General features: G+C 61.7%; 9 protein-coding genes. 1 reads left to right on the top strand and 8 read right to left on the bottom strand.

All coding sequences use genetic code 11. The annotated features are described in order from the left end of the window. Nucleotides 1-50: 50 nt before the first annotated feature. The 7 genes from L888_RS0109055 to L888_RS0109085 all read right to left on the bottom strand — a co-directional run bounded on the left by L888_RS0109055 (nt 51) and on the right by L888_RS0109085 (nt 10,246). Entirely contained in the window at nt 51-587 is a 537-nt protein-coding gene (locus L888_RS0109055; RefSeq protein WP_027952656.1) for a TlpA family protein disulfide reductase, read from the bottom strand. 64 nt (nt 588-651) lie between these two features. Further along, nucleotides 652-3,459, bottom strand: coding sequence for a M16 family metallopeptidase (locus L888_RS0109060; RefSeq protein ID WP_027952657.1), 2,808 nt, complete (start codon nt 3,457-3,459; stop codon nt 652-654). A 65-nt stretch (nt 3,460-3,524) separates the two neighbouring features. Continuing rightward, nucleotides 3,525-5,117 (bottom strand): DUF6850 family outer membrane beta-barrel protein, encoded by a 1,593-nt coding sequence (locus tag L888_RS0109065; RefSeq protein ID WP_027952658.1) that lies wholly within the window; start codon nt 5,115-5,117, stop codon nt 3,525-3,527. Between the two features lie 3 nt (nt 5,118-5,120). Next, complete coding sequence (locus L888_RS0109070; protein ID WP_005846428.1) at nt 5,121-6,254, bottom strand: DUF4876 domain-containing protein; 1,134 nt, start codon at nt 6,252-6,254, stop codon at nt 5,121-5,123. A gap of 44 nt (nt 6,255-6,298) precedes the next feature. Continuing rightward, the gene (locus tag L888_RS0109075; RefSeq protein ID WP_005846427.1) at nt 6,299-6,811 is read right to left on the bottom strand and encodes a T9SS type A sorting domain-containing protein; all 513 of its coding nucleotides are present in this window, start codon (nt 6,809-6,811) and stop codon (nt 6,299-6,301) included. A gap of 60 nt (nt 6,812-6,871) precedes the next feature. Then, complete coding sequence (locus tag L888_RS0109080) at nt 6,872-7,249, bottom strand: hypothetical protein (RefSeq protein WP_027952659.1); 378 nt, start codon at nt 7,247-7,249, stop codon at nt 6,872-6,874. Between the two features lie 3 nt (nt 7,250-7,252). Beyond that, a complete protein-coding gene (locus L888_RS0109085; RefSeq protein WP_245594854.1) occupies nt 7,253-10,246 on the bottom strand; it encodes a TonB-dependent receptor in 2,994 nt (997 codons plus the stop codon). A gap of 250 nt (nt 10,247-10,496) precedes the next feature. On the opposite strand from L888_RS0109085, the gene L888_RS0109090 reads away from it, so the two are divergent. After that, the gene (locus L888_RS0109090) at nt 10,497-15,053 is read left to right on the top strand and encodes a rhamnogalacturonan lyase family protein (RefSeq protein WP_027952661.1); all 4,557 of its coding nucleotides are present in this window, start codon (nt 10,497-10,499) and stop codon (nt 15,051-15,053) included. Between the two features lie 338 nt (nt 15,054-15,391). Here the strand turns inward: L888_RS0109090 and L888_RS0109095 are convergent, their stop codons facing one another. Then, entirely contained in the window at nt 15,392-15,625 is a 234-nt protein-coding gene (locus L888_RS0109095) for a YecH family metal-binding protein (RefSeq protein ID WP_005846422.1), read from the bottom strand. Nucleotides 15,626-15,628 lie beyond the last annotated feature (3 nt).

A 15,628-nucleotide genomic window follows, 5' to 3' on the forward strand; every position in this document is an offset into this window, starting at 1 on the left:
AAGACGGGCCCAGGAGCGGCTGGAGAGGGGGCTGGCGCCGGCGTGCCGGCCTACTTGACGGTGGCGTCGAGCACGGTGTAGAAGCTGTCGTCCTCGCCCACGAAAGTCTTCACCACCTTGCCCTCGGGGTCTACGAGCAGCTTGGTGGGGAAGGCGGTTATGCCGAGCTTCTTGGCGAGGTCGCCGTCGCCGCGGGGGTTGTAGACGTTGACCCAGGGCATGCCGTGCTTCTGCACGGCGGCTTTCCAGCGGGCCTCGCTGTCGTTGCAGTCCACGCTCACGATTTCGAGCTGGCCCCGATGCTTCTGGTAATACTCCTTCATCTTGGGGAATCCCTTGATGCAGTTGATGCACCAGCTGCCCCAGAAGTCCACCACGACGTACTTGCCCTTGAGGCTGGAGAGGGTGAAGGTCTTGCCCGCGAGGTCGGTCAGGGTGAAGTCGATGGCTTCGCCGTCGTTGGGAGCGGGCTGGCTGGCGACGGCCGGAACGGCTGCTGTGGCAACCATGGCCGGGTGCATGGGCTCGGCCGAGGCCCCCATGTGGAGCCCGGCGAGCAGTGTGAAACAGAGGATGGTCTTCTTCATGATGGTGCAAAAATACCTGTTTTCTGCCTTTTCGGCAAATCCGGAGTCTTAAAAGAGCTGAAAACTATTCGGACTGCATGGTCACCTCGATGCGCCGGTGGCTCTGGAGCAGGCGGCCGGCCATCTGTTGCACGTCGGCCGGCGTCACGCCGTCGACCAGCTTCAGGTAGTCGCGGTCGTAGTCGATGCCGTAGCGCAGCTGGTTGTAGAGCACGTAGTTCCAGTAGTCGTTGGTGATGGCGGCCTGGCCATACTGCTTGGACAGATACTCCTTTACCTTTTGCATGCTCGTGGGCTCGGGGCCTTTCCGGGCGATGTTGTCCAGTTGCCTGTAGACGATGGGTATCACCATGGCATACTTGGCAGGGTCGGTGGTGAACTGTATCTTGAGCAGCGACGTGGGCTTGGACGTCTTGTCGATGCTGGCCTCCAGCCCCACGCCGTAGACTCCGCCTTTCTCCTCGCGCACGCTGTCGGTGTAGGCAATGCTGAGCACACGCCTCAGCACGTCGAGCGTGAGGTCGGCTTTGGGCGTGAACGGCTCGTCCCAGGAGTAGAAAATGGTGACCTTGGCGAGCGGAGTGCTCATGGGCCGCTTCCAGAGGCGCGTCTCGTCGGCCTGGCGAATGTGGGGGTAGGTGTCGGCAAAGGTCTCGTGACGGCCCGTGGAGGGCAGCGAGGCCACATACTGTTCGAGCAGCGGACGCACGCGCTCGATGGGCAGGTTGCCCAGCAATATCATCTTGAAGTTGGAGGCGTTGCTGAACCGCTCGCGGTAGATTTGCAGGATGCGGTCGTAGGACACGCGGTCGAGCGTGGCGGCCTTGACGGGCTGCACGCGCGGGCTGTTGCCGTAGACGATGGCGGCCAGCGAGTCGTTGTAGCTCACGTTGGGGCTTGCCTCGCGGTTGGTCAGGAAAGAACGCATGCGGTCCAGCTCGCTCTTGAAGGCCACGTCGTCGCGCCGCGGCTGGGTGAAGTAGAGGTAGACGAGCTGGAAGAGGGTCTCCGCATCTTTCACCGAAGACGTTCCGTTGATGGCCTGGGTCTCGTTGCCGATGCTGGGCTGCACCCTGACGGTCTTGCCCGAGAGCATCTTGCCCAGCGTGGTTTCGTCGAAATTGGCCACGCCGGCCTTGGTGATGGCGGTGGAGATAAGGCTGAAATTGGGCACGTCGGCATCGGGGTAGAGCGAGGTGCCGCCCTCTCCGAAGAAGCGCATCGACAGCTGATCCTTCTGGTAATCGGTGTGGCGGTAGTACACTTTCACGCCGTTGCTGAGCGTGATTTCGGTGGTGCCGTGCATCGATGGCTTCTCGGACACGATGCGTCCCTTGCGCGGCAGCTTGTCCATCAGCCGTTCGGCCACGGGCCGCTCCTGGTAGGGGGCGTAGGTCTGGGCCTGGGCCTCAAGCACGTACTGGCGCAGCTGGCCCTTGGTGGGCACGGCAAAATCAGGTCGGTCGGGGGCATAGACCACGAGTACCTGGTTGCGGTCGCTGATGGCTTCGCGGGTGGCGCGGTTCACTTCGTCGAGTGTCACCTCGCCGGCCAGCTGCTCGCAGAGCTGCCTGTCGTAGGCCTCGGTGGTCATGGGCTCGCCTTGAAGGAAGTGGGCCTGGGCCTTGCGCACGTAGTAACCGTTCTTGCGGTCGTTGCGTTCGTTGTACATTCGGTCGACGGCTTTCTGGCGGAAGGCCTTGGCCCGGTCGAGTTCAGCCTGGGTGAATCCGTGCTGGCGGATGCGCTCCACCGTGCCCACGGCGGCGGCAAACGAGCCGCGAACGTTCTCCTGGCGCGCGCCGAACGAGAGCGAGAAAGCGTCCTTGGTGCGACTGATAAGGAAGCTGCCCAGCCGGGCCGAGGCGCTCAGGCAGGGCTTGGGGTCGGCCTTCTGTATCTCGTCGAGGCGTTCTCCCGTCATGTAGGCTATGAGGTCGTCCACGTAATCCTCGCGCTGATGCTGCACGGTGGGCTTCAGACTGTCGGGCGTGGCCTCGCGCTTCATGTGGAGCGTGGCGAGCATGATGGGCTGTTCCTTGTCCTTGAGCAGGGCCACAATCATGTCTTCGTTGTCGGGCACGGGGTAGTAGATGCGTTCGGCGGCGGCCGGCGGCATGGGAATGGAGCCGAAGACGCTCACGATTTTCTGCTCCATGCGGTCCACGTCCACGTCGCCCACCACGATGATGGCCTGCAGGTCGGGGCGGTACCACTTGTGATAGTAGTCGCGCAGGTCCTGATAAGGAAAGTGGTCCACGATGTCCATGCTGCCGATGGGCATGCAGTCGGCGTATTTGGAACCGCGGTAAACGATGGGCATGGCGTCTTCCGTCATGCGCTGCGAGGCCATGCCGGCCCGCCGCGTGCGCCACTCCTCGTGTATCACGCCGCGCTCCTTGTCAATCTCCTGGTCGGTCAGGTTCAGGTAATGGCTCCAGTCGTGCAGGATGAGCAGGCAGGAGTCGACGTTCTGTTCGCGTGTCACGGGCACGGATGAGACGTGGTACACCGTCTCGTCGATAGAGGTGTAGGCATTGAGGTTGGCCCCGAACTTGATGCCGTGGGCCTCGCACCAGTGCACGATGCTCGGCGAGGCGGCCGTGCCCTGGAAGTTTTGCGACCCGTTAAAGGCCATGTGTTCCAGGAAGTGGGCCAGTCCGCGCTGGCGCGGCTCCTCGAGAATGGAGCCCACGCGCTGGGCAATGTAGAAGTCGGCCATGCCGGCTTCCTTGGCGTTGTGACGTATGTAATAGGTGAGTCCGTTCTTCAGTCGGCCGGTGCGGAAAGCCGTGTCCTGCGGTACGGGCTGGGCCATCAGCGCGGCGGGTAGCAGGGCCACGAGCGCGAGGGCCAGTAGGATTTTCTTCATGAGAGTCTGTTTTGAACGTGAATATTTGTGCGATCGTGGGGTGCGGGGTGTGGTTTCGGGGGTGTTTAGAAAGCGCAGCCAAGGGTGAGCGCGCCCTCCCAATGGCTGCGGCTGGCCTGGGTGGGCAGGTGGGTGTTGGCATGTCGGGTGGAGACTGCGGCCTGTACGTAGGTCTTCAGCCGCGTGGCGGGAAACCGGAAAGCGTAGCGCGCACGGCCTCCAAACTGATATTGCGGGGCCATCAGGCGGGCATACTCGCGCCAGAGCAGGGCGGTGGCCTCGGGTGGAGCCGTCTGTTTGTCCGAGGGGGCGATGAAAGTGCCGTCCTCGTAGGGCTCGCCGCTGCCCTTGCCATAGTCGAATGTCAGTTCCAGCGTGAGGATGCCGCGGCGCAGGAACAGGCTGCGGGCCAGGCCGAGACTCGCTGTAGTGGCGTCCCAATGCTGCCGGCGGTAGTAGGGATAATCGTAGGCTGTGTGCTTGCGGTGCCGGCGGAGAATGGCCGCCGAGACCGTCCACAAAGGCTCTTCGCCCCGCAGGGCAAGGTAGCCGGTATAGGTAAGGTCGGTGCTTGACCACAGTTTGTTGCCGGTCTTCACCGGCTCATAGTAGTCGTAATAACTGCTGCCCGTCTCGCCGGTTTGCTCGCGATAGTGCTGTGCCAGGTTGTCCACGCGGTCGGCTTCGAGGCCGAGAGCGAGCCGGTGCAGGGACTTGCCCCGGCGCAAGGTGAGCGTGGAGGCGTAGCGGTAGTCGTGTCCACGATGGCGCATGTAGACGATGGTATAGGGCGACTGCCGCCCGTAATAGCCGCGGCGCACGTCCATCGACCAGCTGTTGTGCCAGGAGAGCCCGGGCCGAATGTCCCAGCCCAGCTGCACGCCGTAGCCTTGCCGCTCGTCGAAGAAAGGCTGCTCGCGGTTGCTGCCCGTGAGTCCGTCGGTGGCATGCTGCTCCAATTGGCCGATGAATCCGCCGTAGCTGATGAGCGACAAATAGGGGCGGTCGGTCTTTCCATAGGTGCTGTAGCGCACGCTTTCGGTGTGGCGCAGGTAGCGATAGTGGGCCCCGAGGGCCAAGTGTGACCCCAGAGGGAGGTGGAATCCGGCCGTCAAGTCGAGCTGCATGAGCTTGTTTTGATGGCGCATGTCCCTGTACTTGGCATAGTTGGCCGCCGTGTAGTCGAGGCGTGCACCGAGCGAAAGTTGCCGCCACACCCGAGTGCCCAAGGCTCCTGTGAGGCGGTAGGTGTCGAGATGCTTCTTGCCAGCCTGAGCGATCGAGTCTTCCACGATGTCGAAAGGATAGCGCGAGGGATCGATAAATACCGAGCCCGTCATGTCGCGTCCCGAGAAATTGTCGTAGCTCATACGGCCGTAGACCACGGTGTGGGCCGAGAGTCGCTGGTACGACTCCACGCTGGCCCCCGTCTGCCAACTGTGGGGCGACTGGCTGTAGTCCACCAGTCCGCCTTGCCCCGTCCGCCCGTACACCTCGGCCCGGGAGCGTCCGGACAGAGGATAACGGGTGAGGGCGGCGGCATTGTCCTGCCCGAGCCACGCGTCGCGGGCCACGGGCAGGTCAAGGTTGAGCAGCAGCAACGAGTCGGTTGGGGGCGACAAGGCTGCCAAGCCGAGTGTCAGCAACAGGTTCAGCATGCGTTATTCGCCGCGCACCGAGAACTTCTGGCGCTCGTGGAAATCCTGTGTCGAGTTGTTGTTGTCCTGATAAACGATGTGCGCTCCGTTCTTGATGGAGGCCTCGGCATCGATGCCACTGGGGTCGGTGGAGCCGTCCACGCCGAGTGCATAGCCGTAGACCAGCTTGCCTTCGTTCTCGGGCAGGGCCAGCGTGGCGGCCTTGTCCACATTGCGGTAGAGGCTGTGTCCCTTGCGGTTGGTCAGGTTCACGTGGCCGGCATCCACGTCGTCGGTGAGACGCTTCACGCTTGCACTCACCTTGGAAGTCTGCCAAACCTCAATGCCGTCAAGGATCCAACTGTTGGGAATCTTGACACAACGGTGAACCTGATCCTGTTTCTGGCCGGGCATGTAGGTGTAGTTGTCGGCATTGTTGGCGAACTCTGCGGGGCTGACGCCCTTGGTCTGGAAGATGACAAAAGCCGGGCACATCACGCTGAGCGGCCAGGCATTGCCTTGCCCGTACTCCACAGCCTTGAGATAATGAGACGTTGGAATCACGTCGGCTGGCGTGGGATAGTAGGCGGTATTGTTGTAGCCCGACTCGGGATCGTACATGGCATAGTAGGCCGGATTGGCGTAGTTCACGCTCTGGCTGTAGGTTTTTGTGTTGTCGATGGAGCCCATGCAGCTCACCACAATCTGGGAGTAAGGCTCTATCACGAGGGGCTCCTGGAAGTACCAGATGCCGTAGATGGCCGGAATCCAGCCCTGGTCAGCATAGGTGAGCTTGTCGTTTTCGTACCACCCATTGTTGGCATGGGCGTTGGCGGGATCCACTTGACCCACGGCCAGATTGTTCACTACGGCCTGCTGCGGGCAGTTGTTGTAGAGCACAAAGCCCTTGTCCATCTGGAAATAGCCGGTGCCCTCGTCCTTGGGGCATCCACCGACGTAGAGCTCTTTGATGATTACCTGGTCTGCGTTGCGGTCTTCGAGGGTGGTCGAGGCGAACGTCACATTCTTCACATTGCTGGCTGCGATGGTGTCGCGCGTGCCGTCGTTGTGGGTGATGACCATCTTCCAGACGCTCTGTGCGCTGGCACTTGTTGCCACGGCAAACAGGGCCGTGAGGGCGAGTAAAATCTTCTTCATGTTTTTGGGGCAGGCTCTTGTGCCTGCGGGGAATGGTTGTTGACTTATCGGTTTACAATTTTAAAGCTCTTGCCGGGTGTGCGCAGGATGTAGATTCCCTTGGGCAACTGGCTGAGAGAGAGGGCTGCCTTGCCGTCGGTGCCGGCCACAACGGCCGCCACTTGCTTGCCGTCGGTGGTGTAGATGGCGACGCGTGCGCCGGCCTTGAGGCCTTGCACTTCGGCGTTGGCAAACGAGACGGCACTGCCGTCAGTGCCTGCGGCGGATGCGGCGGGCACCTCGCGGATGCCCGTGCTCACCTTTTGGCTCTCGATGCGATAGTTCTTGACTCCCGACAATGCCGTGGAGAGCGTGTCGGATTGACTGGCTACGATGAGGTTGCCATTGTCGAAAGAAATCACCGGTTCACTGGTCAGGGCAAACCGCACGGTGGTTGTTTCCTGTTCCACCACGAGGTAAGCCACGTCGGTGAGCTTCTCCTCCGTCTGGGCTTGTGCGCCCAGAGGGAGTGCCAGCAGGGCGGCGAGTCCCAGTTTTTTTATCAGATTTTTCTTCATGTTATGGATAAATATTAAGTGGATATTTTGTTGACGATGAGGGTGTTGTCGGGTTGCCGGTCAGTGGACAATGCGCTTGCGCGACATGGTGAGCGGCAGATGGATGCGGTTGGCCGAGTCGCTGGCCACCACGATGCGGCTCTTGGTGCCGTTGAAGAGGTAGCGATAGTCGGTCGTGAGCTTCTGCGAGGAGCTGCTGGCAGCATAGATTCCGGGCGGCACCACGAAGTGGGCCGTGCCCTGCGCATCGGTGGAATCGACGAAAGTGCTGGCTGTTGCATCCGTGAGTTCCACGCGGATGCCGTCGCGCGAGCCGTCGTAGACCGACGGAAAGCCGAGCTGCACCTGCACCTGCAACACGTCGAGGGTCTCGTCGTAGCCGCATGCACAGAGCAGTGTGCCTACACCTATTATTATATAGAGCAGTCGATGGGTCATGTTTTAGAGCTTGAGTTTGAGTGAAAGACCGTAGTAAAAACCGGGGATATAGCTGCTGCCGAAGAGCGATGTCTTCTGTCCCGTCTGCGAAGAACGCACGCGGCCCATGTTGTTGAAGAAGTTGTTGGCATAGAACGACACCGACACGTGGTCGCCAATTTCCTTGGTCACACTGAGGTTGGCCGAGTAGTAGTGCGAGAGTCTGTTGGGGTTCATGGTGTAAGGATAGTTCGAGCGCACCACGAGTTTCGACAGGTCGTTGTAGAGTGCCGGGTCGTTGGCGCGTGCCCAGGCGTACTTTTCGGCAAAGGGGATGGCGTGGTCGGGATCGTCCCAGGTGGTGTAGTATTCGGGATAGACCACGACGGTCTGGTCCTTTGCGGTGCCGTCGTAGGGCTTTCCGAAGTTTTCGGCACCTTCCACGGCATAGCCGCGCGTGCCGTTGCGGTATTGGCTGAGGGCTCGGCTGTAGTGATAGAGCGAGCATTCCACACGCAGGGCCGCCACCATGCGGATGCGCGGGATGTGCGTGGTGACGGTGGCATTGACGTCGATCTGGCGAGTCAGTGTCCCGTTGCTCACCGAGGCGTTGGCCGTAGAGCCGGTCGAGGTGGTGTTGGTGCCGCGGTAATAACCGATGTACTGGTAGGGATCGCCGTTGGTCATGCGGGTGTTCACCCCCAGAGGAACATCGGCATAGACCGTCTCGTCCAGTCCGTTGTAGTGATAGTAGCGGCCGTCCACCCGCACTTGGGTGCGCAACGGACGTATCTGTACGAAGTCTACAATCCACTCCAACCCGTAGCGGCTCGTGGGTGAAGCGTTGATATATTTCACGTTGGAGACGTAGGTGTTGCGTGCCTGCCAGTCCAGCGTCACGGGTTGATGGGCTCCTGTGACGTCGGTCACGGTGACGAGACCCGTCGTTCCGTCGATGGAGAAGCGGCGGTTGCCCACTGCAATGCCGCTCTGTTGCAGGGCGGTGGGGGTGGTGTACTTGTAGGTGAAGGGACTGTAAACGCTTGTTGCCATGTAGGGATTGAACGTCTTGTGGTAGAAAGCCGAGAGCGACACAGAGGCCACACGCGTTTTCATCTCCACACCCACGTCGGTCTGGTGGGTGTATTGCCATTTCAAGCCCGGGTTGTAAAGGGCTGTTGAGGGGTGGGTGTAGTAGGCGTAATAGGAGCGGTTCTGGGCATCGCTCGTCGACGAAAAGGCCAGCCGGTCGCTGTACGACGGTGAGGGATAGAGCACTTGAAAGGAGGGCAGCTTCACCGATTTGCCCCAGCCGCCGTAGAGGCTTAGGCTGCCCACCCATGCCTGGCGGTTGTGCCAGAACACGTAGCGGGCATTGACACGCGGCGACAGGCTGCCCGCCGTGCCGTATGCCGACCCGGCAATGCGTGTCAGGTCTTCGCGCAGTCCGGCCGTGAGGGCCAGCGAGGCCGTGCGGCCGGTGGACAGCGTAAGTCGGTTTTCTATGTAAAGGGCCATGTTGGTCATGGCCGGCAGCTCGTCGTATCGGTATTCACGCCACGTGGGGGCATAGCGCAGGTCGGCGTAGTACGTGCCTCGGCCATAGTTTTTGCTGCCTGTCAGTTCGGTGCCCGCCATCAGATGGTTGCGCATGCGGCCGGCCGTGCGGTTCCATTCAGCTTTCAGCTTCACGGCCCAGTCCAGCGGCTTGCTGTCGTTGTAACGCCTCACGTACCAATATCCCGTGGGCCCCAGCACGATGCCGGCCGAGGGATTGGCGTCGTAGTCCTCGGCGATGTGATAGCCTTCCTCGCGGGTATGCAGGTAAGGCTGGGTGGAGGCACTGCTCGTGTTGGTGTAGGTCTCGGCCTGTCGGTCGGTATAGTTCAGGGTGGCGGCCAGCCGCAGGCTCGTGAGCCACGGCCGGTTGGGCAGCCAGTCGGCCGAGGCATGCGCGCTCACATGGTTGTCGCGGGCCTTGCTGTAGTCGTCGAGTTCTTCGTCGGGGTCGGCTTTCGAGTTGTATCCGCCCACGTTGCCGCTCACCCCTGCGTTCAGGTTCAGCGGCATGTCAGGGCCCAGCCGGAGGGTCTTGGCATAGTTCAGTGTCAAGCTGTTGCGCTGGTAGGCGGTGTGTGGGGAGGCTGCATCCAGGAACGAGCGGGCGTGTTCCAGCGAGAAATTGAGCATGCCGCCCTTGCGGTTCAGGTCGAATCCCTTGCTCACGGCCACCTGCCGGGTGTGCTGGTTGAGCTTGCCCTCGACGATGAAAGGCGACTTTCCCTTGCGTGTGTTCACCTTGACGATGCCGTTGCTCAGGTCGCCGTACTCCACAGAAGGGATTCCTGTCACAATCTCCACACTCTCGATGTTGGCCGAGCCCAGCCTTCGGGTGCTGGCTCCGGCCGTTTCTCCCATGGCCGCATTGTTGCCCACGCGCACACCGTCCACGTCGATGGCCGTGCCGAACGAGGCGTTTCCTTTCTCCCTGCCCTCGCTGCGCAAAGCCAATCTACTGTCATCCATCAGTGTGCTGTTCACGGTTTTACCACCGGGCAACAGCGACATCACGTCCGAAAGATTCAGCACTTGCTGGTTGTCCAAGGCCTGGCGGCCGATGGTGTAGGCCGTGGTCTGCTCGTCTTCCTTGCGTCGGGCCACCACCTGCACCTCGTTCAAGCTCAGGTTGTTTTCCCTCAGCCGGATGGCCATGTCGCGGCGGTCGGCTGTCATTTCCAGCACCTGGGTGTGGGTGGCGTAGCCCAGGCAGCGCACCGTCATCGTCACCTGGCCGCGGGGCACATGGGTGATGCGGAAGCAGCCGGTGCTGTCGGTCACGGCCCAAAGCCCGTTCTCGTTCAGCAACACCGTGACAAACTCCAGCGCACTGCCGTCGCCCGCAGCCGTGATGCGGCCGCCAAGCGTGAACCCCTGGGCCTGCACCCGGGTGCCCATCCCCGTCAAGGGGAAGAGGAGGAATGCGAGAAATATCTTGTGCGCCATGTGCTTTGCTGCCATAATAATGTACAAAGTTACAACGGTTTTTCCAATGTCGCAATACCTATATGTTGCTATTTTAAAAGGATTAACCCGTAATGGCGTTGCGGCTACGGGCTAATCGTTGCGCGATTTTCCGAAAAAACATGGGCGATTTAGGCCTAAAACTGCCGCGTTTTCCGTAAATTTGCAGCACCGGTGTGGCGTTCCGAAAGCGATTGGACCGCTGCACGGTGCATCAACAAAATACTAAAAACTTAAAGGCAAACCCATGAACAGATTTCTTTCTTCGCTGCTTCTCATGGCGTTGCTCCCGTCGGCGGGCCTTGCCCAGCGCATGATGCAGAAGATGGGACGTGGCGTTGTGGCCGTGAACCGCACCCAGGGCGACATCCGCTACAATCGCGGCAGCTGGCTTGTCAGCTGGCGACGCTTCGCCGAGGAACCTGAATCCACCCGCTACCGCGTCTACATCAATGGCAGCCGGGTGGCCGAAACCGCTAACACCAACCATGTGCCCGCCAGCCTTCACGATGGCGACCGGATTACGGTAAACCCGGTCTACGACGGGGTGGAGGATGCCACGCAGGGCGGCAGCTATGCTTATCGGGAGCGGTTGGCCAATGTTTTTATGGACATTGACTTCGAGACTACGGTCTGTCCGCCCGACAGTTTCCGCACGGCTTTCGTCTTTCCGGGCGACCTCGACGGTGACGGCGAGACCGATTGGGTAGTGGTTCGCAACACCGCGTCCGGCTCCTACAACTCCATGGCACAGGCTTACAGGAGCGACGGCACCTGTCTCTGGACGCTCGACTTCGGCCCCAACCTCGACCCCGTGGCCGTTCAGAACGATATCATCAACGTCTACGACATCAACTGCGACGGCCGGGCCGAGGTGATAACCCGCACCTCGGACGGCACCCGCTTTTGGGACAAGGCGGCCAACGACTGGGGGCTCTATGTCAAGGGAAGCGTCACGGGCGACACCGACGGCGACGGCATCACGGACTATACGCGGCAGAAGAAGCGCAACCCACCTTATTATATGTCGGTCATCAACGGCGAGACCGGGGCCGAGATGGACGTCTGCGAACTGAACTATGCCGATGTGCACGACGGCCAAGACCAGTACGGCCGCGACAACCGCGCCGACTACATGGACGACAGCGGCGGCAAAGAGTATGCCTTCATGACGGGACACAACATCGTGACCTATGACGACGGCGTGCATCCGATGGTTATGGCTGAGTGTCTTGACCGCACGCGGAGCGACGGCCGGCACCACAACTACGTCTTCGGATTCACTTATGACTGGGCCGACGGCGTGCCCTCCAACTGGCATCACAGCTATACCTGGAGCCGCAACGACAAGACTCCGTGGCCCGCCGAGGGCCACCAGCTGCGCGGTGCCGACGTTGATGGCGACGGTCACGACGAGTTGTTGCAGATAGGCTACGGCGTGAACACCGGCAAAGGCATGGTGTTTTCGGCCGGCATCGGCCATGGCGACCGCTACCGCACGGGCGACCTCGACCCCACGCGGCCCGGCATGGAGACCTATGCCATCCAGCAGTCCGACCTGCTAGGACAGGTGGTTTACGATGCGGCCACGGGCCGGCACCTCAAGGAATGGTACCTCCCCTCGGTCTATGATGTGGCTCGTGGCGAGTGCATGGACATCGATTCCACCCGCCTTGGCTATGAAATCTACTCCATGATGCCCAACTGCTACGACATCAAGGGCCGCCTGTTGCACAGCGGAACCAACCCTTATCCCTACGAGGGCGTGTGGTGGGACGGCGACCTGGGCCGTGAGAAGCTGGGGTCGCCCGGCGGCAGCGGCTTCAGCAGTAACGCGCACATCGAGAAAGACTACGGCGGCCGGCTGGCCGAATTTTCGCGCGAATCGAAGTATGCCATCCATGCCGGCTGGGCCAATCGCGCCGGTTTCTGGGGCGACATCATCGGCGACTGGCGCGAGGAAGTGGTGCTCATGAAGCAGACCAACGAGCGCGGAGCCACCGGCATCGTGGGCTACAGCACCGACGAGTACACGCCCCACAGCTTCTATACACTGATGCAAGACCCCCACTATCTGGAGGATTGCACCACGCGCGGCTACTATCAGGCTCCTAATACATCGTTCTATCTGGGCTACCAGATGAAGTACCCGCCCCTGCCCGGCACGGTGCGGGCCGACCTGCGCTGGCGCAAGGGCGGCAGCTGGGACAGCTCGTCGCCCAACTTCGTCTCCTACGACGGCCGCCAGGCCACGGCTTTCCGCGACGGTCAGAGCGTGCTCTTCGACGTCTCGGGCGACTCCACACAGACCATTTCTCTCCCCTCCACGGTACGCCCCTCGAAGACATACTTTATGGTTCCACTGGGCCATGCCTACACCATCGGCGGCTCGGGAGCCATCGGCGGCACGGGCGAGGTGTGGAAGAGTGAGCGTGGCCGGCTGACGCTCAACGCCGACCTCTCGACCACGGGCCGCACGGTGGTGTCCAATGGAACCCTCTGTGTCAACGGCACCATTGGGGGACCCGTCAGCGTGCGGGCCCTGGGCACGCTGGCCGGCAAGGCTGTACTCAACGGCAATGTGGCTTTCGAGGGCTCGCTGAACTATGCCGGCAGCCGGCTCATGCCCAGTGGTGTGATGACTTTCGGCAAGAGTTTGACCATCGACCGGCAGGTGTACGACGAGGTGACACTGGGCGGCGGCACCGTGGACAAGCTACTGGTGAAGGGTGACCTCACGGTGAAAGCCCCGCTCACGTTCACTATCAATGCCACCTCCACCGACAACAGGCAGCTGGCCGGCGACTATACGTTGGTCGAAGTTACGGGTGCCATCGTCCTGGCCAGCGACACGCTGCTCTCCGTGCGTGCGCTGGAGGGCCAGCCCTATACGCTCCGCACAGAGGGCAACAGGATAGTGCTCTCCATCCCCGAGACGCGAACCGCCGGGGTTGTACACTGGCGGGGGACGGTCGGCAACGTGTGGGACTATGCCGCCGCCAACTTCGACGGCGACGGTGGGGCGACTCCTTTCGTGCAGAACGACCGGGTGACCTTCGGCGACGAGGCCGGCCGGTTTGATGTTCGGCTCCATCAAAGAATGGTACAGCACGGCGTGATCTTCGGCGGTAGCCGTGACTACACGCTGAGCGGACCGGGCGGATTGAGCGGCGAGGGCGACTTGTTGAAGGAGGGCAGCGGCGAACTCACCATCACTACACGTGACAACGACTTCACGGGCCAGACCATAATTCGTGGCGGCACGCTCACCATCGACGAGCTGAACGACGTTGGTCTCAACAGTTCGCTGGGCTCGGGCCCCCGGAATGTCAGGATAGCGGGCGGCACGCTGCGGGTCGTTGCCGACAATGTGGCCACCAATCGCGGCCTCGACATTGCCGATACGGCCACCGTTTGCGTGGCCAATGCCGACGGCAGTGTGTCGCTCAAGGCACCGGTGACAGGGCCGGAAGCCGTCTTCGTCAAGGCTGGCCCCGGCCAGCTCAACTTTGCTTATCCCGGCTGTTACACGTTCCGGGCCTTGGTGATGAGGGAGGGCACGCTGTCCCAGGGCTCGCCATCGGCCACTTTCGGGCGGGTTCCCGTCTATGCCCGCAACGGCCGGAGCCGCATCAACATAATAGCCAACGGCTCGTTCCCGGGCATTGTCTACGACCATCCCACCGATATTTCGTCCGAAGCCGCGCTCACACTGGGCGGCGGCGAACACGGCAATCAGCGCGGCGGCGTGCTGGGCAGCTACACGGGCCGGGGCACGCTCTCGATCCTTTCGGGCGGCGTGCGTTTCTACACGGGCGGCGACTTCAGTCGGTTTGAGGGCACGCTTCACTTCCAGGGAGCGGCCAATCTGCGCGAGAGCGTGACCGACATGAGGAAGCTCACCCTTACGTTGGGCGACGGTAGCACGCTGCGCCACATCAACGGCAGCTTCGGATCGGCCGCCGCTGCCCTGCAGGTGGGTGCACTGGCCGACGCTCCGGGCACGGCCTACAACACGTTGCCGCAGTTTGGCGGCCCCACGGAGTCATGGGAGGTGGGCCACAACCACCAGGACGCTACCTACAGCGGACTGCTCACGGCCCGGCTTGTGACCAAGGTGGGCACGGGTGCATGGACGCTGCGCAGCACGTCAAGCACGTCGAGCATCACCGTGAGCGGGGGCTCGCTGCTGTTCAGCAACTACTCGGGCACCCTCACCACGGGCACCCTCACCGTGAAGGACAGCGGCTATGTGTCGGGCATCGGCACCACCAACAGCGTCATCGTCGGCAAGGGTGGCACGCTCTCGGCTGGACTGCAACGCGATGCAGTGGGCATGTTTGCATTCAAAACGGGCTCCAACCTCATTGTCTATGGCGGTGGCACGCTGCTGGTAAAGGCCGACGGCCAGCGGAACGACCGGTTTCAAGTGGGCGGTACGGTGTGTCGGTTCATGGCCGGATCGCGCATTCGCATCGAGGCCGTGGGCGGGGCATCCTTTGCTGTGGGCGACGAGCTCACGGTGTTCACTCCGTCCAGCCGCAAGCCCGTCGTGCCCGAAAACCTTAGTGTAGAGAGCAACGATGGCTCGGTGTGGAGCGCGGCGAAGCTGGCCGCCGAGGGCAAATTGGTGTGCACAGCCGCCACGGGCATCCACCGCACGCCGGCCGACGGCTCCCTGCCCGTGAGGGTTTATACGCTCGACGGCAAACTGATTGCCACGGGCATCGATGCCGACCATGCCCTCCGCGGACTGCCCCGAGGCGTCTATATCGTCGGTGCCCGCAAGCTCACGATCCCTTAGCCCCCTGGGACAGGGGGTTGGGGGTCCGAACATCCCAACTTCTTCTTGGATATAAACTCCACCGTCAACTCTAAAAACCACCGCTGCACACCATAGTAAAAGACAACAGGAATAACGTAGAACAACCCTGCGCACCATAGACAACGCTCATGGTGACAACACAAAACAACCCTGCCCGGCTTGCTGGAGTGTCAGCAATTGCCCGGGCAGGGTTGTTTTCGTACTTGTTGTTGCTGCGGGATGAGCTGTTCGTGGGGCGGCACCCACCCGAAGCAACGGCGGCGCTTATCTGAAGCAGGGGCGGTGCTTACCCGAAGAAGAGGTTGCCGCCGCGGCCGTCAGTGGTTGCAAATCTTGCTGGCATCGGCGGTGAAGCCGTCGCCCCCGGCCGGCATGAACTTGCCGCGCGCTTCGAGAAAATCGACCAGTTCGGCGGCGGTCATGCCCTCAGCCGAGCAGGTGTAGAACAGTTCTTCGGGGCCAAACCGGCGGATGATGGCCTCGATGAGGCTCTCGCGGGTGGGGTAGCTGTGGCCCTCCATCATGTGGAGGACTTCGTGTCCGTGTGTCATTTC

The sequence above is a fragment of the Hallella seregens ATCC 51272 genome (assembly GCF_000518545.1).
Lineage (GTDB): Bacteria > Bacteroidota > Bacteroidia > Bacteroidales > Bacteroidaceae > Prevotella > Prevotella seregens.